At 30.2% G+C, this 23,356-nt stretch carries 23 protein-coding genes; 4 read left to right on the forward strand and 19 right to left on the reverse strand.

The window, feature by feature from the left end:
- Nucleotides 1–116 precede the first annotated feature (116 nt).
- Both GQR92_RS17890 and GQR92_RS17895 read right to left on the reverse strand, forming a co-directional pair.
- A complete protein-coding gene (locus GQR92_RS17890; protein WP_233269969.1) occupies nt 117–1,034 on the reverse strand; it encodes an AMP-dependent synthetase/ligase in 918 nt (305 codons plus the stop codon).
- Nucleotides 1,031–1,915, reverse strand: a complete 885-nt coding sequence (locus GQR92_RS17895) for an AMP-binding protein (RefSeq protein WP_233269972.1) — start codon at nt 1,913–1,915, stop codon at nt 1,031–1,033. Before GQR92_RS17895 ends, GQR92_RS17890 begins: the two co-directional genes overlap by 4 nt.
- 354 nt (nt 1,916–2,269) lie before the next feature.
- On the opposite strand from GQR92_RS17895, the gene GQR92_RS02725 reads away from it, so the two are divergent.
- A complete protein-coding gene (locus GQR92_RS02725; protein WP_158837682.1) occupies nt 2,270–3,196 on the forward strand; it encodes a sterol desaturase family protein in 927 nt (308 codons plus the stop codon).
- A gap of 193 nt (nt 3,197–3,389) precedes the next feature.
- Here the strand turns inward: GQR92_RS02725 and GQR92_RS02730 are convergent, their stop codons facing one another.
- The 9 genes from GQR92_RS02730 to GQR92_RS02770 form a co-directional block, all read right to left on the reverse strand.
- Entirely contained in the window at nt 3,390–3,860 is a 471-nt protein-coding gene (locus tag GQR92_RS02730; protein ID WP_158837683.1) for a DUF6495 family protein, read from the reverse strand.
- A 62-nt stretch (nt 3,861–3,922) separates the two neighbouring features.
- A complete protein-coding gene (locus GQR92_RS02735; RefSeq protein ID WP_158837684.1) occupies nt 3,923–7,096 on the reverse strand; it encodes a TonB-dependent receptor in 3,174 nt (1,057 codons plus the stop codon).
- 98 nt (nt 7,097–7,194) lie between these two features.
- Nucleotides 7,195–7,641, reverse strand: coding sequence for a 50S ribosomal protein L9 (gene rplI / locus GQR92_RS02740; protein ID WP_158837685.1), 447 nt, complete (start codon nt 7,639–7,641; stop codon nt 7,195–7,197).
- 14 nt (nt 7,642–7,655) lie between these two features.
- The gene (rpsR, locus tag GQR92_RS02745; protein ID WP_068452452.1) at nt 7,656–7,952 is read right to left on the reverse strand and encodes a 30S ribosomal protein S18; all 297 of its coding nucleotides are present in this window, start codon (nt 7,950–7,952) and stop codon (nt 7,656–7,658) included.
- 3 nt (nt 7,953–7,955) lie between these two features.
- Entirely contained in the window at nt 7,956–8,297 is a 342-nt protein-coding gene (gene rpsF / locus GQR92_RS02750; RefSeq protein WP_158837686.1) for a 30S ribosomal protein S6, read from the reverse strand.
- A gap of 296 nt (nt 8,298–8,593) precedes the next feature.
- Entirely contained in the window at nt 8,594–9,694 is a 1,101-nt protein-coding gene (ald, locus tag GQR92_RS02755; RefSeq protein ID WP_158837687.1) for an alanine dehydrogenase, read from the reverse strand.
- A 206-nt stretch (nt 9,695–9,900) separates the two neighbouring features.
- Nucleotides 9,901–10,989, reverse strand: coding sequence for a hypothetical protein (locus tag GQR92_RS02760; RefSeq protein WP_158837688.1), 1,089 nt, complete (start codon nt 10,987–10,989; stop codon nt 9,901–9,903).
- A 104-nt stretch (nt 10,990–11,093) separates the two neighbouring features.
- On the reverse strand, nt 11,094–11,933 hold the full coding sequence (locus GQR92_RS02765) for a hypothetical protein (RefSeq protein ID WP_158837689.1): 840 nt from the start codon (nt 11,931–11,933) through the stop codon (nt 11,094–11,096).
- Nucleotides 11,920–12,480 carry an RNA polymerase sigma factor gene (locus GQR92_RS02770; protein ID WP_158837690.1) on the reverse strand — a complete coding sequence of 187 codons (561 nt, stop codon included), beginning with the start codon at nt 12,478–12,480 and terminating at the stop codon, nt 11,920–11,922. The genes GQR92_RS02765 and GQR92_RS02770 overlap by 14 nt, the downstream gene beginning before the upstream one ends.
- A gap of 146 nt (nt 12,481–12,626) precedes the next feature.
- Here GQR92_RS02770 and GQR92_RS02775 point away from each other — a divergent pair, with 146 nt between their 5' ends.
- A complete protein-coding gene (locus tag GQR92_RS02775) occupies nt 12,627–12,959 on the forward strand; it encodes a DUF6508 domain-containing protein (protein WP_158837691.1) in 333 nt (110 codons plus the stop codon).
- A gap of 100 nt (nt 12,960–13,059) precedes the next feature.
- Here GQR92_RS02775 and GQR92_RS02780 read toward each other — a convergent pair whose 3' ends face one another.
- The 7 genes from GQR92_RS02780 to GQR92_RS02810 form a co-directional block, all read right to left on the reverse strand.
- Nucleotides 13,060–13,356, reverse strand: a complete 297-nt coding sequence (locus tag GQR92_RS02780) for a type II toxin-antitoxin system RelE/ParE family toxin (protein ID WP_158837692.1) — start codon at nt 13,354–13,356, stop codon at nt 13,060–13,062.
- The gene (locus GQR92_RS02785) at nt 13,344–13,526 is read right to left on the reverse strand and encodes a hypothetical protein (RefSeq protein ID WP_158837693.1); all 183 of its coding nucleotides are present in this window, start codon (nt 13,524–13,526) and stop codon (nt 13,344–13,346) included. Before GQR92_RS02785 ends, GQR92_RS02780 begins: the two co-directional genes overlap by 13 nt.
- A gap of 43 nt (nt 13,527–13,569) precedes the next feature.
- On the reverse strand, nt 13,570–15,042 hold the full coding sequence (gene mqo, locus GQR92_RS02790) for a malate dehydrogenase (quinone) (protein WP_158837694.1): 1,473 nt from the start codon (nt 15,040–15,042) through the stop codon (nt 13,570–13,572).
- A 127-nt stretch (nt 15,043–15,169) separates the two neighbouring features.
- The gene (locus tag GQR92_RS02795; protein ID WP_158837695.1) at nt 15,170–16,276 is read right to left on the reverse strand and encodes an efflux RND transporter periplasmic adaptor subunit; all 1,107 of its coding nucleotides are present in this window, start codon (nt 16,274–16,276) and stop codon (nt 15,170–15,172) included.
- A gap of 32 nt (nt 16,277–16,308) precedes the next feature.
- Nucleotides 16,309–17,526, reverse strand: coding sequence for an ABC transporter permease (locus tag GQR92_RS02800; RefSeq protein WP_158837696.1), 1,218 nt, complete (start codon nt 17,524–17,526; stop codon nt 16,309–16,311).
- Between the two features lie 2 nt (nt 17,527–17,528).
- A complete protein-coding gene (locus tag GQR92_RS02805; protein WP_158837697.1) occupies nt 17,529–18,758 on the reverse strand; it encodes an ABC transporter permease in 1,230 nt (409 codons plus the stop codon).
- A gap of 2 nt (nt 18,759–18,760) precedes the next feature.
- Complete coding sequence (locus tag GQR92_RS02810) at nt 18,761–19,453, reverse strand: ABC transporter ATP-binding protein (protein ID WP_158837698.1); 693 nt, start codon at nt 19,451–19,453, stop codon at nt 18,761–18,763.
- A 310-nt stretch (nt 19,454–19,763) separates the two neighbouring features.
- On the opposite strand from GQR92_RS02810, the gene GQR92_RS02815 reads away from it, so the two are divergent.
- Both GQR92_RS02815 and GQR92_RS02820 read left to right on the forward strand, forming a co-directional pair.
- On the forward strand, nt 19,764–20,180 hold the full coding sequence (locus tag GQR92_RS02815) for a thiol-disulfide oxidoreductase DCC family protein (protein ID WP_158837699.1): 417 nt from the start codon (nt 19,764–19,766) through the stop codon (nt 20,178–20,180).
- Nucleotides 20,181–20,217: 37 nt separating this feature from the next.
- On the forward strand, nt 20,218–20,883 hold the full coding sequence (locus tag GQR92_RS02820) for an HAD family hydrolase (protein ID WP_158837700.1): 666 nt from the start codon (nt 20,218–20,220) through the stop codon (nt 20,881–20,883).
- 122 nt (nt 20,884–21,005) lie between these two features.
- On the opposite strand, the gene GQR92_RS02825 is transcribed toward GQR92_RS02820, so the two are convergent.
- Nucleotides 21,006–23,342, reverse strand: coding sequence for a GumC family protein (locus tag GQR92_RS02825; RefSeq protein WP_158837701.1), 2,337 nt, complete (start codon nt 23,340–23,342; stop codon nt 21,006–21,008).
- Nucleotides 23,343–23,356 lie beyond the last annotated feature (14 nt).

A 23,356-nucleotide genomic window follows, 5' to 3' on the forward strand; every position in this document is an offset into this window, starting at 1 on the left:
ACTTTATGAGACAGTGCCTACTGTCATTTCGAAATGAGCTTTTTTGCGATTGAGAAATCTCACTACGGTTTTACACAATAAACTTCTTCAATTCTTCCGAATGACATGCTGAATACTTATTCAGCATACATTTTATCAATAAGTGCTTTGTATTTTTTCTGAATTACTTTACGTTTTAGTTTTAAAGTAGCCGTTATTTCTCCAGCTTCTATGCTAAACTCTTTTGGTAACAAGGTAAATTTCTTTATTTTCTCAAACTTAGAAAACTCCTTTTGTAACTCTTCAAAACGTTTTTCAAACATGGTTTTAATTTGATTATTATTAATCAAATCTTCTATATTTTTAAAACTAATTTTATGCTCATCAGCATATTTTTTAATATTATCGAAACTAGGTACTGCTAAAGCCGTTACATATTTTTGTTGATCACCAATAACCGCAATTTGCTCTATAAAAGAATCACTAATTAAAGCTGTTTCTAACTTTTGAGGAGCAATATATTTTCCTCCAGAAGTTTTCATTAAATCTTTAATTCTATCGGTTATCACTAAATTACCATATGAATCAATTTTACCAGCATCACCCGTTTTAAACCAACCATCTTCATCAAATACTTCTGCAGTAGCTTCAGGCTTTTTATAATACCTTTTCATAACACCTGGTCCTTTTACTAAAATTTCGTCATTAGCTCCTATTTTAATCTCAGACCCATTAATTGGTTTTCCTGCAGAGTTAAATTCAAAATAATGATCACCAAATAACGTAACCGTCGCCGTTGTTTCTGTTAAACCATAACCACATTTTATGTTTAATGCAAACGAATGAAAAAACGAAACCAAATCTGGGCCTAAAGGAGCTCCCCCACAAGGCATAAACTTTATATTTCCGCCAAATACTTCGCGTAACTTACTTAGCACTAATTTATCTGCAATTTTATATTTTAACTTTAATATAGCTGGTACTTTTTTATTAAGACGTTGGTACTTGTTGTGATATTTATTTCCAACTCCCAGCGCCCAACTTGCTAATTTCATTTTAATAGGAGAAGCTTCTTTTCTTTTTCTTGAATAGCTGTAAAAATTTTCTCGAAAATTCTTGGAACCGTACACATTAAAGTTGGTTTTACTTCTTTTAAAGTATCGGCTATTTTTTTAGGATCTTGGTTAAAATAAACTTGAATTCCTTGTTGCAAGCAAAAGAATACCCAACTACGTTCGTAAATATGACTTAAGGGTAAAAAACTTAAAGAAACATCATTTTCATTAACATCTAATTCAGCTTCGTGTACCTTTAAAGATGCTGCAAAGTTGGTATGATCTAACATAACACCTTTAGGTTCTCCTGTGGTACCTGAAGTATAAATGATACTTGCTAAATCATTTAAATCAGATTCTGAATGACGCTTTTCTAATGTAGTTTCAATACTTTTTGGATAATCAGCATTTATAAAATCATTAAAATAAACGGCATTTTTATGATTTTTTATATCAACCGTTTCGGTTAAAACAACAATTAATTTTAAGAATTTATTTTCTTCAGAAATCTGTTCTACTTTATCAAACTCTTCTTGATCTCCAACAAATAAAACACTAATTTCTGCGTCATTTACAACATATTCTACTTCTTTTTGAGAATTGGTAGCATAAATCGGAATCGTTACGGCTCTAACTCCCATAATTCCAAGATCGGCAATAATCCACTCCGTCATATTCTGAGCAAAAACACCAATGTTATCTTGTTCTTTTATTCCGAAATTAATTAAGCCTTTAGAAACTTGTTGAATTTGATGATAAAAAGAATTCCAAGAAACTCCTTTCCAACTTTTTAAAACTTCGTCTTTGTAAAAAATAGCTTCTTTACTGGTAAATTTCTTGGTGTTATCTTTTAATACTTCTAATAAATGTTTATAATTCATAAATGATGTATCGATTATTTTTAAAACTTTTATATAGCATTCAAATTTACGAATATTTAGGTGGCTTAAACATAAATACCTCTTTAGATTACTACTTGTAACTCGTATTAAAAAAGAAAACTGATAATGATTTGTAGATTCTAGTTATAAAAATTGATTCATTTTTGCTTATCACAATAAAAGCATAAAAAAAATATCAACAGAAAACACTTCGTTAATAATTAGTTTTTTAAATTATTATCTATAAATTGCATTTTTTTAAACTTTTTTATAATTTTTTAAAGAAAACAACGTTACAGACACTAAGGGATTTTCCTTATTTTCACTTAATTTTTTCGAAATATAAAATAGTAAATGGATTTTACAAACCCACTAGTATATGGTGTTCCTTGTTTTTTAGGACTAATTTTAGTAGAATTAGCTTATAGCAAACATCATAAAAAAGAAGAAAACAAAAAACTTTATAAATGGAAAGATTTAGCTGCAAGTCTTACAATGGGAATTGGTTCGGCTATTTTGGCTCCTTTAACAAAAACCATTGCTGCAATTGTATTGTTTAATTTTGTGTACGATGTTTTTAACCCACTTGTAGATGGAGTTCGTATAAATATAATGGGTTATGAGTCTTTTGGTTATGCTTGGTATATTTGGATAATTTGTCAGCTTTTAGACGATTTTAGTTATTATTGGTTTCACAGACAAAACCATAATGTTCGTTTTCTTTGGGCAGCACATATTGTACATCATTCTTCCGACAATTTTAATTTAGGTACTGCTGTAAGAAATGGTTGGTTTACAATTCTTTACAAACCTTTTTTTTATATGTGGATTACTGCTATTGGTTTTCCGCCAGAAATGTTGGTTGTATGCTTAGGTATTGAGGCTTTATGGCAATTTCAATTACATACTGTTTATGTACCTAAATTAGGTTTCTTAGAAAAAATATTTAATACACATACAATGCACCAAGTACATCATGCCCAGAATATGGAATATATGGATAAAAATCATGGTGGGTTTTTAAATGTATTTGATAGAATTTTTGGAACTTGGAAAGAGCTTGATGAAAGTATTGAAATAAAATATGGTGTAACTACTCCGCCAGATTCTTATAATCCTTTAGTGATTTTAACACATGAATATAAGGATATTTGGAATGATATGAAAAAATCTAAGAATCTGTATCATAAATTTATGTATGCTTTTGCTGCTCCTGGATGGAGCCACGACGGAAGTACACTGACCATTAAACAGACTCGTAAAGCTTTAGAGGAAGCGTAATATTAAAAAAATCTGTCAGTTTTTTAAAACTGACAGATTTTTTATTTGATATTATATATACTATTTACTTTTACTAAAACAGAAAGCTAACAAGGTTGTTTAGCCCTGATTGAACGGTTTGTTTGAGCTCTTTATTGCCATTTTTTTGGCAATAAAAGCGAGTAGTGAAAGCAGGAAATAGCTTCTAAAAAAATTAAGAAACCAACTGACTAAAGTACTCAAAGATTTCTCCTTTAGAAATAGAACTTCCTTTTTCTATTAAATCGAAAATTTCAGTATTTCTTTCGTCATTATTATACGGTTTTGTGCCTTTAAAAATTTCTACAGAATTATCCATTGGGTTTTGCATTAACCACTCAAAGCCTTTTTGCTCTAGTAAATTAATATCCCAAGTAATCTTAATGGCAATTCTATGTATTTCTTCTGCATCACACTTAAAAAGGTTTACAGATGTTTTAGAAAAATGCTCTACATAGTTTGTTTTTGTTAAAACATCGTCCCAAACAACATCAGAAAAAACATTCATTTCATCTTCTGCAATTTGTGGTGTTTCTTTTTTAATTTGATTCCATTCTTTAGCATCGATACTTTGTGTTGCTAAAAAACGTGCAAAATCTTCGTGTAAGCTTTCAAATTGCTCTTTGGTAAGTTGTCTGTATTTCATAATTTATGGTAAAAAAAACCGCCCAATTATGGGCGGTTCAAATATCTGAATTCTTTATTGATTTAGAAAGAATATCTTAAACCAACTTGCGCTTGCCATCTAGATAATAATGTAGAATTATACACAAATGTTTCTTTTAAATCTGAATTAAAACTATAAGTTGGTAAACCTGCATTGTCTACAGTAACACCTAACAATTGCACTGCATCTGGTTGTTGCACTAAGCCCCAATTAGAGTTTAATAAGTTACCAAAGTTTAAAATATCTATGGTAAATTCTAATGAATTATTGTTTGCTAATTTTAAATTCTGAATAAATTTTACATCCATTTTTCCTCTCCAAGGAGATAATGCTCCGTAACGCTCTGCGTACTGACCTTTTCTACCGTTTAAATAATCGTCTTGATTTATATAATTTTTTAATCCTGATTTTTGATCTGCAATAGATAAATCTCCAGAATTAACAGGTGCTTTAAATGTCATTGCATCAATTTGGCTATCTGTAGGAATATAAATTAAATCATTTAAATTAGAACCATCATTATTAATGTCTCCTGCATAGGTATAGTTAAAACGACCTCCTTTTGCTAATTCGTAAAAAGAAGAAATGGTGGTTGTCCATTTATCATTGGTACCATAGTTCCAAGATTTAGAAGCAACACCAATAAAACGTTGTGTATCTCCGTATTTAGAGTGCGCTAAAGTAGCGTCATTTGAGTTAGATAAAACCGGATTAAAATTGAAAGCATCTCCTGTTATTTCTGCTTCAATAGAATTTACATCTTTAGAGTTTAAGAAATTATAAGCAGCCATTAAATACAAGCCGTTATCAAAATTTTTCTGTGCTTTTAAAGAAGCATTTAAAGTTCGTCCTTTGTTAGAATTTGTAAATACATAGGCATTTGATTTATCATTTGGTCCGCCCCAATTAGGACTTCTGTCTGTATCTGTGTACACCAATCTATTATCTATACCACCTGCTAAAGTTCCGGTTGGTGTTTTTAATCCCCAGTTTTGTACATGGGCACCATTAATGTCTTTTGTATAAGAAAGATCTGTAGTTAAAATAGTACCATCTTTTAATTTTACATCTGCACCCAAACTTGTTCTCCAAACTTGTGGAAATTTAAAATCTGGATCTACCACTTGGTAGAAAAACACATTAGGATTTGCTATTTGGTTACCTAACCAAACAAAAGGAAAACGTCCTGTAAATAACCCAGAACCACCACGTAATTGTAAAGAACTATCTCCATTAACATCCCAATTAAAACCAATTCTTGGTGAAATTAAGAAGTTGTTGTTTGGCATTTTTGTAGAATCAAAAAATACTGTTTCTCCGGTAGAAGGGTCTGTATATGGATTGTTAGGTAAGTAAAAACTTTTGTCGATAACATCTTGTGCTTTATCTGCAGAATCGAAAAATAAAGGTTTATCAAAACGAACACCATAAGACAATTTAAAATTATCGTTGATATTCCAATCATCTTGTACATAAAAAGCAAACTGACCTACATTTGTTTCTGCCAATGCCCAAGAATCATTGTCGTTATTATTTTTAAAAGTGTTTTGAGCTGCAGTCATTGCGTCTGCTAAAAGACCATTGGTTACTCCTGTTCTAAAAGCATCCATACTTGCAAAATCTCCTCCAAATGCACCAACATAACCTCTAGCATCTCCAAAACCATACGCTCCTAAATTAAATGAGTTGTCAAATTCAAATTTTTCAAAAGAAAAACCAACAGTATAATTATGGTCTCCCTTACTTATATTTAAATTATTGGTTATTTGAAATACTTTTTGATCTAAGGTATTGTTAATTGAAAAAGGTTCGTGACCTGCAATTATATAGTTACCACCATTACCATCTTGAATTCTAAATGCTGGCATAGGTGCCGATTTAGCTTTTCTAAAATCATCAAAATGTGTGTATCCTGCTTGAAATTTGTTTGTAATGTTATCTGTTATCGTAGAATTTAATTCCAATAAAAAAGAATTCAAATTATTATTAATTTGATACCCTGTATTTTCAAACTGTAACATTTGAGAACTTGGACCTCTAAAACCTAATGCTGTTGGGTGCGCTGGTAAATCTCTAGAAGCATTTAAAAAATTGTACACAAATGAAATACGATTATCCTTATTCACATTCCAATCTAATTTAAACAACCCTTTTGTACTATTAGAATTATGTGTAAAACCTTCATAAGCACCTGTATTGTAACCAATACCTGCTAAGGCACTTTGTACTTCATCTAAATCTGCTTTTAAAACTCTAGACTCATTAATAGCTCCAGAACCTGTGTTTGGCAACCAAGACTGACCTAAATCTGATCTATTGTCTTTTTCGAAATTTACAAAAACAAACAATTTGTCTTTTATGATAGGAGCTCCAATACTTGCCCCTATTTGAGATTGAGATAATTTAGGAACAAAAATACTTTCTCCTTTAATTTTTCCTCCCGTAAAATCTTGATTTCTGTAATATCCGTAAGCGGTTCCGGTTACTGTATTTGTTCCACTTTTTGTTACTGCGTTTACAGAAGCACCTGTAAAGCCAGATAAAGTAACATCATAAGGAGCTGTAGAAACAGAAATTTGTTCTATAGCATCTAAAGACACAGGTTGAGAAGCTGTTTGACCTCCAGGAGTTGCTGCGTCTAAACCAAATGGATTGTTAAAAATAGAACCATCTAAGGTGAAATTATTAAACTGGTCATTTCTACCACCAAAAGAACCACCCGATGCAGAAGGATCTAAACGTGTAAAATCTGACGCTGACCTAGATATTGTTGGTAATGTTTTTAAATCTTTAGTTCTAATACTTGTCTGTGCTCCTGTTCTATCATTATTAAAAACACTGTTTTTACCAGAACTGATTACAATTTCTTCTAAAGTATTGCTATCTTCAGATAAAACAGCATTAATATTGGTTGTTTTACCCAATGTTAAAAATACATTTGTTACTTTTTTAGATTTAAAACCTAAATAGCTAATCGTAATCGTATATGGACCTCCAATTCTTAAATTAGATAAAGTATATCTACCGTTATCTTGAGCTGTTGTACCAGAGACTGTACCTGTAGGTGTATGGGTAGCAACAATGGTTGCACCATACAAAGGCTCTCCGCTAATTTCCGTAATTGTTCCTTTTATTTTTGATGTAGTTGTTTGTGCATGAGCACTTAAACTAAACATTAAAATGAACGAACATAAAAAAAGTAATTTTTGCTTCATATTATTTTTGAATTTGATTTAAACAAAAATAAAGCAAAAAAAAAGTCTACTCGTTAAAGTAGACTTTTATTTCTTAACAATTATTTAATAATTATTACTTATTCAGCAACAACTTCAAAAATAATATCAGCAACTACTGCTCTGTGTAATCTTACAGATGCTTCGTATTTACCTAATCTTTTTACAGAACCACCAACAACTTTAATAAATTTCTTATCTAAGTCTGTTCCTGCTTTTGCAAGAGCTGCGGCTAAATCTATGTTGTTTACAGAACCAAATAATTTGTCTCCAGAACCAACTTTAGATGTAATTTTAATTTCATATCCTTTAACTGTTTCAGCTATTACATTAGCGTCTTCAATTAATTTAGCTTCTTTGTAAGCACGTTGTTTTAAATTCTCTGCTAAAACTTTCTTTGCAGATGAAGTAGCTAAAACTGCTTGTCTTGTAGGGATTAAAAAGTTTCTACCATAACCGTTTTTAACCTCTACGATATCGTCTTTAAATCCTAAATTTTCTACGTCTTGTCTTAATATCAATTCCATGTTCTACCTCTTTATTATTTTAACATATCTCCAACGTAAGGCATTAACGCTAAATGACGCGCTCTTTTAATTGCTTGCGCAACTTTACGTTGATATTTTAATGATGTTCCTGTTAAACGTCTTGGTAAAATTTTACCTTGTTCATTTACTAAATACATTAAGAAGTCTGCATCTTTAAAGTCGATATACTTGATATCTTTCTTCTTGAATCTACAGTATTTTGCTTCTTTTTTAGTGTCTATATCTAATGGCGTTAAATATCTAACGTCAGCAGATTTACCGCCTTTTGCTTGTTGTTCTATTGATGCCATTTCTTATTTTTTAGTAGATTTAACACGTTCAGTTCTAATTTTTGCCCAAGCAGCAGCATGTTTGTCTAATCTAACAGAAAGGTAACGCATAATGCTATCATCTCTTCTAAATTCTAACTCATATGCAGAGATTTCTTCTCCAGCAATTTTAAACTCAAATAAGTGATAAAAACCACTTTTTTTCTTTTGGATTGGGTAGGCTAATTTCTTTAAGCCCCAATTCTCTTTTGAGATCATTTCAGCTCCTTTGGAAACTAAATAATCCTCGAATTTTTGTACTGTCTCCTTTATCTGAGTATCAGATAAAACGGGATTCAAAATGAAAACAGTTTCGTAATGATTCATAAATTAAATATTTATTGTTTATTTTTAAGGCTGCAAATATAATAACTTTTTTATAATTAACATTATATATAGCAGTTATTCTTCTTTTATAAAAGAAATTGTATTCAGTTTTTAATTAGTAAGATGCAGGTACTTCTGTATTTATCTTTAACTAAGAATCTTTATATACTACATCAACAAGAATAATTAAGTTTAATAACAGTGGTTGTAATTTTAGAATATATTATAAAATCTCCAGGTTGCAACACAAAAACAACACTGGAGACTTTTCAAAAAATATTCTAGTAAAAATTCAATTAAACCTCAAAAGCTTCTAATTGAAACGCTTCACTAATTTCTTTATAAACAATTTTTCCTTTTATAATATTTAATCCTTTATCTAAACATGCATCTGTAGCACAAGCTTCTTCCCAACCTTTGTTGGCTAAATTTATAATATAAGGTAATGTTACATTTGTTAAAGCAATAGTAGATGTATAAGGTACAGCTCCTGGCATATTTGCAACACAATAATGTACTACATCATCTATAATAAATGTTGGATCTTCATGTGTGGTTGCTTTTGTTGTTTCAAAACAACCTCCTTGGTCTACTGCAACATCAACAATAACAGTTCCTGGACGCATGTCTTTAAGCATGTCTTTTGTAATTAATTTTGGAGCCTTCCCTCCTTTTACCAAAACGCCACCAATAATTAAATCGTGTGTTTTAATTAACTGTCTAATACTATATTCGCTAGAAAAAGCAGTGGTAACATGGTTTGGTAATACATCATTTACATAACGTAAACGTTTCATATTAATATCCATAATTGTTACATGAGCACCTAAACCTGCTGCCATTTTAGCTGCTTGTACTCCAACAACTCCTGCTCCTAAAATTAATACTTTTCCTGGGGCAACACCTGGTACACCACCTAATAAAATACCACGTCCTTTAATTGGCTTTTCTAAATATTTAGCTCCTTGCTGAATTGCCATTCTTCCTGCAACTTCAGACATAGGTGTTAATAAAGGTAAAGTTCCGTCGCTATCTTCTACCGTTTCGTAAGCAATACAAATAGATTTACTTTCTATCATTGCCTTTGTTAAAGGCTCGCAAGATGCAAAATGAAAATACGTAAAAACAATTTGATCTTCCTTTATTAAAGGATACTCTAAAGCAATAGGTTCTTTTACTTTTACAATCATTTCACTCAGACTGTAAACCTCTTCTATGGTAGGTAAAATAGTTGCACCTACTTTAATATAATCTGCATCAAAAAAACCACTTCCTTCACCTGCTGTCGATTGTACAAAAACAGTATGATTTTTTTTAGTCAACTCAAAAACACCTGCAGGTGTCATACCAACTCTACTCTCGTTATTCTTAATTTCTTTAGGGATTCCAACTTTCATTATGGCTTAATTTAGATATTTTAAGCAAGTAAATTTAAAGCCTTTTTGTTTATAATTTAACAAAATATTTGATATTTGTTATTTTTACTAATGCCCTATTTTTTTTTGAATTAAAATGATTTTATACAAATTTCCTTTTACTTTAATTATCATATATTCAATAAACATAAGAAAACATTAATACAAATAATATAATCTTTAACGTTTTAGTTTAAATCTAAGCGAATTCCCATAGAAATGTTTCTTGTTTCTGTATTTTTAAACAATGGATTCAAATCATATATTAGATAAAAGCTGGTAGATTTATACCCTACATAAGCACTTAAACCATAATTAACGGTATTCATATTAAAATTATCTTTTTGAACCACTTTTTGATCAACACCATTAGTATCTTTATATTCTAAATACTGTCTTGTCCCTAATTTAAACCCTACAAAACCTCCAACACCTAATCGAACAGAATTATGGGTTCTATCTCTTTTAACTCCGTCTTTATTTATTTTGTTTTTAGAAAGGTCCCACTCTACATGCATGGGAAAATTCATTTGTACATGGCGCAATCTGCTTTCTGATAACTTGTCATCAAAAAGTGCTACTTCGGTTAAATCTTCATTTTTTACATGTACATTATTATCATCTAAACGTAAGTTATTCCAAAGAAAAGAAACACCATATTTAAAGTACAATTGAGACGGTTTTTTAGAAAAACGTGTTTTCCATGTCCAACCTAATTCATAAAAATGAGATTGCCAAAACTTGTATTCAGAATCCTTTAAAGAAGAAAATTCATGATCATTCAATACATTATTTACCCCCATTGCAAATACAAACTGAGAAGTTGTTCTACGTGGTAATCTTTTAGCTTTCTTTTCCTTGCTCACATCATTATTCCCTTTATTAATATTTAAGCGAAAAGTGCTATTGCCCACAGTAAACGTATTTTCATCCTCTTCATTGTCATCAAGCTCCTTAGAACTCGCTATTTTTCCATTCGTTTTATCTTGCACTAACAATTGCAACAAACGTTCCTGCTCTCCTACTAACTTCTCAATTTTTCTGGCGTGATACGTAGCAACTTCACTTTTTAAAGTAGTTGCAACTGTTTTTGTTATTTCTCCGCTTTCTAATCTTTTATCAATAGCAACCACTTTTACTTTTAAAGAATCTTTTTGATTTTCTGTAATTCGTTCTATTCTTTTAGAAATTTTATTCACTTCCTTTTCAAATGTTTTTACTTGAGATAAGGCAATAGTTGTGCTAAACAACACTAATATTAGTAGTATTCTTTTCATCTTATATGTTTTTAAAATTTATTATTTTTTTTGATAAAACCTTATCGTTAACTAGTTTCAATTAAAACGTCTTCTAATTTCACTATTCCTTAAGGTGTTTCTTTTTAATCATTTCTACTTGCAATAGCAGTTGCAATACCTGTTACTCTTTTCTTTAAAGATTTTAAGAAGTTATTCTGAAAATCTTCTTCTCTAATTGAGCGTTCTACTTCGGCCAAAATAGCATTCGGACTCACTTTAAAATTCCCTTTTTTAAGTTCTCCTTTAATGGTTCTTAAAACATCTTCCCTTGTAATATCATACTTTGCGTAATATTCTTTTACCTCTGCAGACGAATGTGTTACCGCGAATAACAAATCATCACTATTTATTTTTATGCTACTATTTTGGTTCTGTTTTAAAAATTCTTTTTTAATCGTTTTCTCCTTCGTCGGATGCTCTTCGGATACTTCTACAATTGTTTTGATAGATTCCTCCGTTGTCGGAATAGCCTTGTTGTTATTGTCTGCTACTACAACAGTATTGATTATTTTTTTATATTCTTTCTTTGTCGTAATGACCTTCTTATTTGCAATACCGTTTTTATTAGACTTTACTACTTGTTGCTCTTCTATTTCATCAACTTTAACAAGCGCTCTCTCTTCTTGAATTTCATTGATAAATTGGTCAATTTTTGCATCAATAGTAACCGTATCAATCGGGTTTTCAACAATAATAATTTCTGATGGTTTTAATTTTTCATTTTTATTCAGAAAAATAAAACCGACACTAATTAATAATAAAATACTAGCTGCTGCGCCTACATAAAAAAACCAGCCTTTTTTCTTTTGCTTTGGTTGCTCGTCTAATTGTGTAGACAAACGTTCCCAAGCAGAAGCCGATGGATTGATCGTTCTATGCTGTAACTTATCTTTTATACTATTATCTAACCTATTTGTTTTCATGAACTCTTTTATTCATTTTGTAATAATTTTCTTGCAATAATTTACGTGCTTTAAATAATTGCGATTTTGATGTACTTTCAGAAACACCTAATTTCACGGCAATTTCTGAATGTTTATAACCTTCTATGGCGAATAAATTAAACACCATTTTGTAACCTTCTGGTAATTGATCTATCAATTTCTGAATCTCTTCTACCGATGTGTTTTCTAAACTTTCTGTAGCTGCATCGTTAAAAACATACTCTTCGTCAGACAAATCGATTAAATTCTTTTTACGGAGATAAGAGATACAAGTGTTCACCATAATTCTGCGAACCCAACCTTCAAAACTACCTTCGTGCTTAAATTTATCTAAGTTGGTAAAAACTTTTAGAAACCCTTGTAACATTAAATCTTCTGCGTGATGCACATCTTTTACATATTGCCTACAAACCCCCAACATTTTAGGAGAAAATTGCTCGAACAATTGTTGTTGCGCTTCTCTATTGTTGTCAATCGCTTTTTTTATTAACGATTTTTCTTTGTTATGTAACGATATAATTTTCAAGCCTCTCTTTTCTGTTTTTACTGCCTTACAAATATATAGACTACAGATGTTTTAAAAAGGTTGCCTTAGATAAAAAAGTTTTTTTGTTTTTTTTCTGAATGCTTATAAGTGATTGGTTTTTAGTTTTATCTTTATTGAAAAAAAGCATGATAGTTAGTCTTTCTAAAGTAATTGAATCTATTGATATAACTAAAATTGAAAATGGTATTTCTCCTAACTTATATAAAGTTGATGAAGAAATAATAAGTGATTTTAGAAAATTGTTCCGTCAACAAGGTTGGATGATTGGGTTTGATTGGAGTTCTTGGGATGAAGGAAGAAGCATCCTAAGAAATAAAGAATTTGATTATTCTACAATAGATCTTGAAACGAAACGCAAGCTTTTAACAGCTATTTTTAGAAATGATAGATTTTCTACAGGTGCTATAGAAAGCTCTTTAAATTCCGGAGTAATTCTCAATATATTAAAAAGCATTTAATGTTGTTTAGAGCGTTATAAGTTCAAAGCAACCTTACTCTTTTCAAACAATGCTTTGGTAACTTCTGTTTTATAAAATGGAAAACCTAAATAATAAAAATTTAAAATTTCCTTTTTGATAGATCTCTTGCAGAGTGATGAATGGTTATAATATCAATTTGATGATTAGAAACGACTTTATAGATAATCCTATAATTACCTTCTATAAGTTCTCTAAAATTCTCATTTTGAAGTTCTTCAATAATTTTACCTGAAAATATTTGATTTTTTAAAATATGTGTTCTTTTCCTAATTCTAGTAACTTGAAGTTTTGCATATACTTTAGAATCTTTAGAGATATATTCAGCGATGTCACGTAAATCATTTAAAGCGAGATAAGTCCAACTTATTTGAACCATGTATCAATTTCTTTCTCTAGTTCTTGTTCAGAAATCACTTCTCCTTTTAAAGACTGCTCATTTCCTTTTCCTAATTTTTCTATTAAGATTAGTTTTGCTACCAAATCATCAATCGAAAATTCTTCTGGAAACTGCTCTATATGTTCTATTAATTTTGCTTTTGTAATCATAACAAAAAATTTATATTTTAAAGATACTCATTTTTAGATTAAACTACAAACCCAAAGCAACCTTACTCTTTTCCAATTCCTTTTCAAACAATTCTTTTGTAACCTCCGTTTTATAAAGAGGAACAATTTCTTTTAAAAGTTGTTTTCCTTTTTTAGAATGCATCAATTCTGGAAATGCTTTTTCTACCACTTCTAACATTATTGATGTTGCTGTAGAAGCTCCTGGAGACGCACCTAATAAACAGGTAATACTTCCGTCTTTACTTGATATTACTTCTGTACCAAACTGTAATTTCCCGCCTTCAAATTCGTCTTTTTTTATAATTTGTACACGCTGACCTGCTTTTAAAACTTCCCAATCATTAGAATTTGCATTCTTAACAAACTTGCGTAAAGAATCCATTCGGTCTTCTTTACTCATCATTACTTGCTCTATTAAATATTGCGTTAATGGTAAATTGTGCCAAAAAGCACCCAGCATAGACGGAATATTATCAAACTGAATCGACTTAAACAAATCTAAACTAGAACCTTCTTTTAAAAACTTAGGGCTAAAACCTGCAAAAGGACCAAATATTAATTGACGTTTTCCATCTATATAACGTGTATCTAAATGTGGTGTAGACATTGGTGGATCTCCTAAACCTGCTTTAGAATATACTTTTGCATTGTGCTGATTTATAACATCGTCATTAGTACAAACCAACCATTCTCCACTTACAGGAAAACCTCCGTACCCTTCTTTTTCGTCAATTTCTACTTTCTGCAACAACAATAAACTTCCGCCTCCTGCACCAATAAAAACATGTGCTGCTTCTAATTGATATTCCTTATCCGTCTTTAAATTCTTAATTTCTACAGTCCAATCTAAATCTGTATCAGGATCTATATCTAATACTTCCATATTACAATGAACCGGTGTATCAAATTCATTTTCTAAAATAGAAAACAACTTCTCTGTTAACGAACCATAATTCATTTCTGTACCTCTATTCATTTTAGAAGCCGCCATTATTTCATCTTCAGTTCTATCATTTGCAATTAAAGGAAACCATTCTTTCATGGTGTCTATTTCTTTAGTAAACTCAATAGCATCGAACATAAAATGTTCTTTTAACGTTCTAAAACGTTCTTCTAAATAAGCTGCATTTTCTGCACCCAAAACCCAACTATGATGCTTGACGGTTGTAATAAAGTCTTCAGGGTTATCTAGCAATCCTTCTTTGGTTAAATAAGACCAAAATTGTTTTGATGTTTCATATTGTGTACAAATATCGATGGCTTTTTTTATAGACACTTTTCCGTCTTCTTCCGGACAATAGTTCAGCTCACACAACGCAGAATGACCTGTACCCGCATTGTTCCAAGCAGCAGAACTTTCTTGCGCTACTTTGTCTAATCTTTCTAAAATTAAAATATTCATTTCTGGTTTTAGTAATTTTGTTATCAACGCTAAAGTTGCGCTCATAATTCCACCACCAACACATATTAAATCGTACTCTTTTTTTAGTTTCATACATCTATATTTTAGTTCTCGACTGCGCTCGAACTGACAATTCAATTCAGATACATTATCTGAATGCTTAAAAATAAAAAAAGGAACTCAAATTGAGTTCCTTTTTAAAATATACTATTAACAATTTTTAATTATTGTCTTTTTCTTCATCCTCTTTAGAGGTTTTATTCCAAATTTTAATTTCATCATCTTTGGTAACTCCTTCTAAAATCTCCACATTTACACCGTCTGAAGTACCTAATTTAACATCTTTCTTGTCAAATTTTCCTTCGGCATTTTTAATTTCTACATAAGGTAATTCCGTTTTTCTATCAAATTGTAATAAAGATTCTTTAATAGACAAAACACTGTCTTTTCTCTCTAAAACAATTTCTGCATTTGCACTATAACCCGCTCTAATAAAATGCTCATCATCTAAAGAAACATCTGCTTTTATTTTAAACTGAACTGCACCTGCTTCTTCTGTTCCTTTAGGTGCAATAAAGTTTAAAACTGCCGGAAATTTCTTGTTTTCAATAGCACCTAAAGAGATTTCAATTTCTGTACCTTTTACCAATTTACCAACTTCTGACTCATCAACTTTACCTTCAAAAATCATTTTAGTCATATCTGCAATGGTAGCAATTGTTGTACCTGCACTAAAACCATTTGTTTCTACAACTTGATATCCTTTTTTAACAGGAATCTCTACCACCATACCAGAAGTTGTTGCTCTAATATTTGTATTTGCTCCAGAAGAACCTGCAGATCCTTTTTTAATTATTTGATAATCATTTTGAGCATTACGTAAGTCGTTTTTAGCTTGATTATATGAAAGCTCTAATGATTCAAATTCCTGACGAGAAATAACTCCTTTATCAAATAATTTTCTATTTCTGTCATATTGAATTTTTGTATTATTCAATTGAATTTGAACCGAATTAATACGTCCTTTTGCACTTGTTAAAGATTGCTCGTTTGGCACAACTCTTACTGTTGCTAGTAAATCTCCTGCCTTAACAATAGCACCTTCTTCAACAACAATTCTATCTATAATACCTGCTATTTGTGGTTTTATTTCTACTTCTTCTAACGGAGTAACTTTACCGGTAGCAATACTCTTTTTAATGATAGTTGCTTTAAAAGCTTTTTCTGTTTTGTATTCTATTGGCGATGCACTGTTCTTTTTACCAAACCAAATTAATACTGCTATTAATGCAACAGCTATTCCTCCAAAAATGATTACTTTTTTCATTTATATTCTATTTATTCTTGTTAGTTGATTTTTTATTCTTCTCTTAATGCGTCTATTGGTTTCACTATTGTTGCCATATATGCAGGTATAAAACCTATTAATGTTCCTAAAGTTACTAAAACTGCATACGCAATTAAAACAATAGGTATGTTTACTGTTGGGTTTACTAATAACTCAAAATAATCGATGACCATTAAAATAACTCCCCCAGCAATGATTCCTAAAGAACCTGCTAATAATGTTAAGAATAATGATTCTAATATAATTTGTTGTCTCACTTTATTAGGTGTTGCTCCTAACGCTCTTCTTATTCCTATTTCTTTTGTACGCTCTTTTACAGTAATCAATAAAATATTACCAATTGCAAAAACACCTGCAATTAAGGTTGCAATCCCCACAAACCAAGTTAAAAACTGCATTCCGGTTAAAAACCCAGTTACCTTAGAAATTTCTTTTCCTAAATTAAACCCTCTAAAAGCCCTGTTATCATCTGGATGAATTTTATGTAAATTTTTTAGTAATAGTTTTACATCTGCTTCTACCTGAACAATGTCGAATTCTTTTTTACCAGTTACAACCATCCATTCAAACTTGTCTCCTTTGTTATAGACTACTTTAAAAGTACTAAAAGGAATATGAACGTTATTTTTTCCTTCAAACCTACCAGCAGTATACACACCAACTACTTTATAATTGATACCACTAACTTTTATATAAGTACCTATGGCTTCTTCATTTTTATCAAACAATTCTTTATAAACACCTTCACTTATTACGCAGATTTTTTTGTTCTCATCTATGTCACTTTGGTTGATAAACCTCCCTTCGATTAAGTTCTTTTTTTGAACCCTATCTATTAAAGGAAAATCGCCAAAAATGGTAAAATTACCCGTTTTTAATCCATGTATTACTTGTCCGCCTGTTGCGTTTCTTGGTACAACAAACTGAACTCCTTCAATTTCTGTCCTAATTTTATCGACATCGCTTAATGTTAAATTAATTTGCCTACCTTCTTGAAATCCTTTAAAAGGCATCGAGGTTTTACTACCAGACATAAAAACACTATTAGTAGCAAAATCACCAAACATGCTATTAAAACTATTTTCAATTCCTTTGGCTGCACCCAATAAACCTACCAATAAAAGGATTCCCCAAAATGCACCAAAAATAGTAATTGCAGTTCTGGTTTTATTCTTTCGAATACTACCATAAATTTCTTGCCAAGTATCTTTTTCGAATAAAAATATCATAGTTAATCTGCGTTTAATGCTTCTACGGGTTTAATTCTTGCTGCTTTTTTGGCAGGTAAATATCCTGCAATTAAACCGGCACAAACAAGTGTTAAGGTTGCTCCTATAACTACGGGCTGAGAAACACTAGGGTTTAAAATAAAATACTTTTCTAAACTAGGACCTGCAAGTTTTAAAATTCCAACTCCTATTAACAAGCCTACATAACCAGAAATTGCAGTTATAAATACAGCTTCTTGCATAATCATACCAACAATCATTTTTGGTGTAGCACCAACTGCTTTTCTTATTCCTAATTCTTTTGTTCTTTCTTTAACGATGTACACCATAATATTGCTAATCCCTACAACACCAGCAATCAAGGTTCCAAAACCAATTACAAGAATTAAAATACTTAAGCCGAACATCATGCCTGACACTTCTTTGTTATCGGTTGCGTAATTATCTAACCCAATTCCCCTTTGATCATTAGGAGAAACATTATGTCTTTTCTTTAATTCTCTATGCATTTCACTACTAAAAGCAATCGCTTCATCAATACTTAAATCTGGATTATAAGTAATACCAAAATCATCTACATAATCATTATTACCATATAATTTTTGCATAGTAGTAAAGGGAGTATAAATATATCTTTCATCACTATCTCCTCCTGGATCAGCAAAAACACCAATTACTTGATAAATAATTCCACCAATATTCAATTGTTTCCCAAAAGCGCTTATTTGCCCGAATAAATCTTTTTCAACCATTCTACCAATTACAACAACTTTTGCTTTTTCATGAATATCTCTATAATTTAAAAACCGTCCTTCTGTAACCTCGGCAGATTCTAGCACATAATATTCTGGATATACACCTCTTACTGTGTAAGTATCTTTTTCATCCTTATAAACCACATTTTCAGATCGCTGAATTCGAGGACTTATTGTCTGAATTTTATCTCCAAAGGTTTCTTTGATATAGGTAAAATCGTCATTTTTAAATTGAATTTTTCTTCCTATTTGATTTCCTTTATATGCTTTTGTAGTATTGTTTGTCCAGATATAAATTGAGTTCATGGCGTCTTTAGCAAACTCATTTTTAAAAGTGTTTTGCAGTCCATTACCAATACCAAAAAGTAGTGTAAAAAGCAAAATAGCAAACGCCACCGTAAAACCAGATAACGCAGAACGCAACTTGTTTTTACTAATGCTCTGAAAAATTTCTCTCCAACGGTCTAAATCAAACATAATTAAACTGCTTTTGCATTATTAGTGTATTCATCACTAATAATTAGACCATCTTTTAAACGCACAATTCTTTTTGTTTGTTCTGCAACTTCCTCTTCATGGGTAATTACAAAAACCGTCATTCCTTCATTATTAATATCTTTTAATAAATCCATTACAGAATCTGTAGTTGTAGAATCTAATGCTCCAGTAGGTTCATCTGCTAAAACAACTTTTGGTTTTGTAACCAAAGCTCTCGCAATAGCCACACGTTGTTTCTGTCCACCAGAAAGTTCATTTGGTAAATGGTTTGCCCAATCTTTTAAACCAACTTTATCTAGATAGTCTAATGCTATTTTTAAACGATCTTTTCTATTGATTCCTTTATAATACAAAGGAAGTGCAACATTTTCTAAAGCTGTTTTATAAGAAATTAGATTAAATGATTGAAAAACAAACCCTAAAAATTTATTTCTTAGAATGGCTGCTTTTTTTTCATTTAAGTTCTTTATTAATTGACCATTTAAATAATAATCACCCTCGTCATGTTCATCTAATAAACCAACAATATTTAATAATGTAGATTTTCCGGAACCAGAAGACCCCATAATAGAAACAAATTCGCCTTCTTTAATATGTAAATCTATACCTTTTAAAACGTGTAGAGAATCTTTACCAATTGGGTAAGATTTGTGTAGTTTTTCTATTCTAATCATTTGGTTGGTTAATTTTAAACTAAGTATTAAAAGCAATTGTTTTATGTATCTTACCTAAAGATAAAGCCCATATTTATTCGATTACAAACATAAGACGAGGAATTAAAAAAAATGTTACAAGAAAATAGCTGTTTTTTTTAAATTTATATCTAACTTAAATTAGGTTATTCAAATTTAAAATTAAATTAGAGTTTGTAGCTTCTAATTATCATTTAATTTTAATCTAATTGCTATAAAAACCCATCGTAAATATTTTCTATTAGAGAAAAAGATAAAGTATCTTTGTCTACTTAAATTTGGATGTACCAAAATGATTGATTTACCAAAAAACAAAAAGATTATTTTATTTGATGGCGTTTGTAATTTATGCAATGATGCTGTTTTAAAAGTGATTAAATACGATACAAAAAACGTCTTTTTATTTACAGCTCTACAGTCTAAAAGTGGGAAAGAAATTATTAAAAAATTAGGCATCGATATTTCTAAAATTGATTCGATTATTTTATACGAACCAGGTGTTTCTTATGATGTAAAATCTACAGCAGCCTTAAATATTATGAATACTTTTGGCGGAATTTGGCCACTTAGTCAAATCTTTTTATTCTTACCAGAGGGTTTTAGAAACTACGTGTATGATTATATTGCAAAAAACAGATACAAATGGTTTGGTAAAAAAGAAAGCTGCATGATACCAACCCCTGAATTAGAAGAGAAATTTTTAGATTAAAATAAACATAATTTACAAATTATATTAAAAACAAATAATGATAAAAAGAGACTTACCAAAAGAAATAAAATGTGTTATTTTTGACATGGATGGCGTAATTATAGATTCTGAAGAAATCCATAAAAAAGCCTATTACGAAACCTTTACTTCTATTGGCGTTTCTGTTTCTGATGATTTATACAAAACCTTAACAGGTTCTTCTACTATTAATGCTTTTCAGAAATTGGTGGCACATTTTAACTTAGACTTAGATCCAGAAGAATTGGTTTTAGATAAAAGAAAACGATATGTAAATTTCTTTGAAAACGATCCTACTTTACATTTGGTTAAAGGTGTAGAAGAATTGATAAAACATTGCTACAACAAAGGTTTAACTTTAATTTTAGCTTCTTCATCTGCAATGGTTAATATCGACAGAGTTTTTAATCGATTTAATTTAAATCAATACTTTACAGCTAAAATTAGTGGTGCAGATTTAACAGAATCTAAACCTCATCCAGAAATTTTTGAAAAAGCAGCTGTTTTAGGTGCTACCCCAAAAGAAAACTGTGTGGTAATTGAAGATTCTGATAACGGTGTAAAAGCTGCCAATGATGCTGGTATTTTTGTTTTTGGTTTTAAAAACCCAATGGCAGAAGATCAGACTTTAAAAAACGCCAATTTTATTGTCAATAATTTTAAACGACTGCATAAAATTATTTAATGTACATTTATTTTACTTTAAATTTTTAATTCAAAAAAAAAGTTCAGTTAAACTGAACTTTTTTTGGTTAAACAACAATACATTAAAATTTTACTACTCTAGTTTTTGGTAAAGCAATTATTTCATCGTTTTTTCCACCAAGGCTTTTTAACCTCAACTTCTCCGTAACCATAACCATAGCCATAGCCCCTTTCTACATCAACATCATTTAATAAAACAGCAAGATTAGGAAATCGTTTTTCCTTGTATAATTTTGCCGGAATTTCTAACAATCTTTTATCGGAATAATTTGCTCTAATGGTATAAATAAATAAATCTGCATTTTTACCCAATAACATGGTATCAGTTACTAATTTTACAGGAGCAGTATCTACAATTACAAAATCGTAATGTTCTTTTCCGTATGCTAAAACATCTTCAAAACGTCCGTTACTTAATAATTCTGATGGATTTGGAGGTATAACTCCAGAATGTAAAACATCAATATTAAGAGCTTCTACATGCTCAATAACATCAGAAACCTTTAAAGAGCTGTCTGTTAAATAATGCGTAAGACCTTTACCTAATTTTATATTTAAATATTCTTCAAAACGAGGTTTTCTAATATCTGCACCTATTAATAATACTTTTTTATTTGAAAGTACTAATACAGATGCTAAATTTAAAGCAATAAACGTTTTCCCTTCGTTAGTTACTGTAGAAGATACAAAAATGGTTTTTCCGCGTCCTCTTACGCCTGCTAACATAAAATCTAAATTTGTACGAATCATTCTAAAAGATTCGGCAATACCACTTCTGTCATCTTTATGTACAACAACTTTTTCTGTATCTTTAGTATTAGGTATTTCACCTAAAAGAGGAGCTTTAACAATAGCTTCTACCTCTTTACTATTATGTACTTTATTATCAAATAAAAACATCAAATAAATTACTGCAATTGGTATAGCTAGTCCTAATGCTAGTGCCATCATATAAATAACTTTACGTTTAGGACTTATAGGAACATCACTACCTCTTGCAGTATCAATTACCTTAGCATTAGGAACTGTAACAGCTAATGAAATGGCATTTTCTTCTCTTTTTTGTAATAAATACAAATACAAACTTTCTATAATTTGTTGTTGTCTCTGAATATCTCTAAACTCTCTTTCTTGTTTTGGCACAGACACCATTCTAGAGTTTACCTTACTTTCTGCCTCTTTAGCATCATTTAACGAAATTGTTAAAGATGATTTTAAATTTACAAGTCCTTGTGAAATACTTGCTCTTAATTGTGCTATTTGAGAATTTAAGTTTACAATTATTGGGTTAATATCACTAGAACCTTTTAATATTCTATTTCGCTCTAAAATTAACGCATTATATTGTACCGTATTAGCATCTACACTACCATCATTTAAACCTAAATTAGGAGGAATTAAATTGTCTTTATTTTCGGTTATATATGCCATTACATAGTCCGTTAATCTTATTTGTGTATTTAGCCCTATAATTTTTTTTCTTAACTCTTCATTGCTTTTTAAAACCAACATAGACTCTGTAGGAATACCTGTTAATCTATTGTTAGATTTAAAATCTTCTACCCCTTTATCTACGGCAGATAAATCTTTTTCAATAACTGCCAAACGTTCATTAATAAAAGTACTTGTATTATTACCAATTAAGTTTTTATCGGCAACAGCGTCTCTATTATATTGCTGTACTAATTCATTTAAAATAGCTGTTGCTTTTTCTTTATTTTGAGTAATTAAACTAAGTTCTAATAAACTAGATTTTTCAAATATTAAACCTACTTGAAGAGCACCTCTTAAACCATCTACAACATTTTTTAGTGGTGAAATTACAACCCTTACTACTTCATTTATATGAATATTTTTGGTGTTAGTAGGCGTTACTGTTATGTCTCCAAATTTTGTACTTACATTTTCTCCAAACACATGTTTTTGTGCACTTCCATCATCTAAAACAATTTCAAACTGTGAAGCAGAAAGTGAACGAATGGTAAAGGAAGTATTTAAAGAATACATTTTTTCTTTAGAAAAAAAAGCTATTTTAAAAGGTACTTCGGTATTGTAAATTTCTGTATTACGAACTCTATCTTCTTTATAAAAACTAATATGTACTCCTAGTTCTTTTACAACACGCTCCATTAGCGTATACGATTTTAAAATACCTATTTCATTTTCTATTGATTTTTTACCTCCACCTATTAAACCTAAATCTTTAAAAGCAGAAAGCTCACTAGATAAACCGCCAATACTTTCATCACCAATTAAAATAGAAGTAGCTACCCTATATTTATTAGGTATGTAATAAGAATATGCATACGCCATTGCGAGTGCAAGTACTATAGTTACTACAAACCATTTCCAATGAAATAAATATTTTTCTAATTGTTCTCGTATATTTATAGGCTCTTCTTCCTGAAATATATAATTTAAAGATGTCTCTTTTTGCATAATTTAAAACCTAT

Source organism: Polaribacter sp. L3A8 (genome assembly GCF_009796785.1).
Taxonomy (GTDB): Bacteria; Bacteroidota; Bacteroidia; order Flavobacteriales; family Flavobacteriaceae; genus Polaribacter.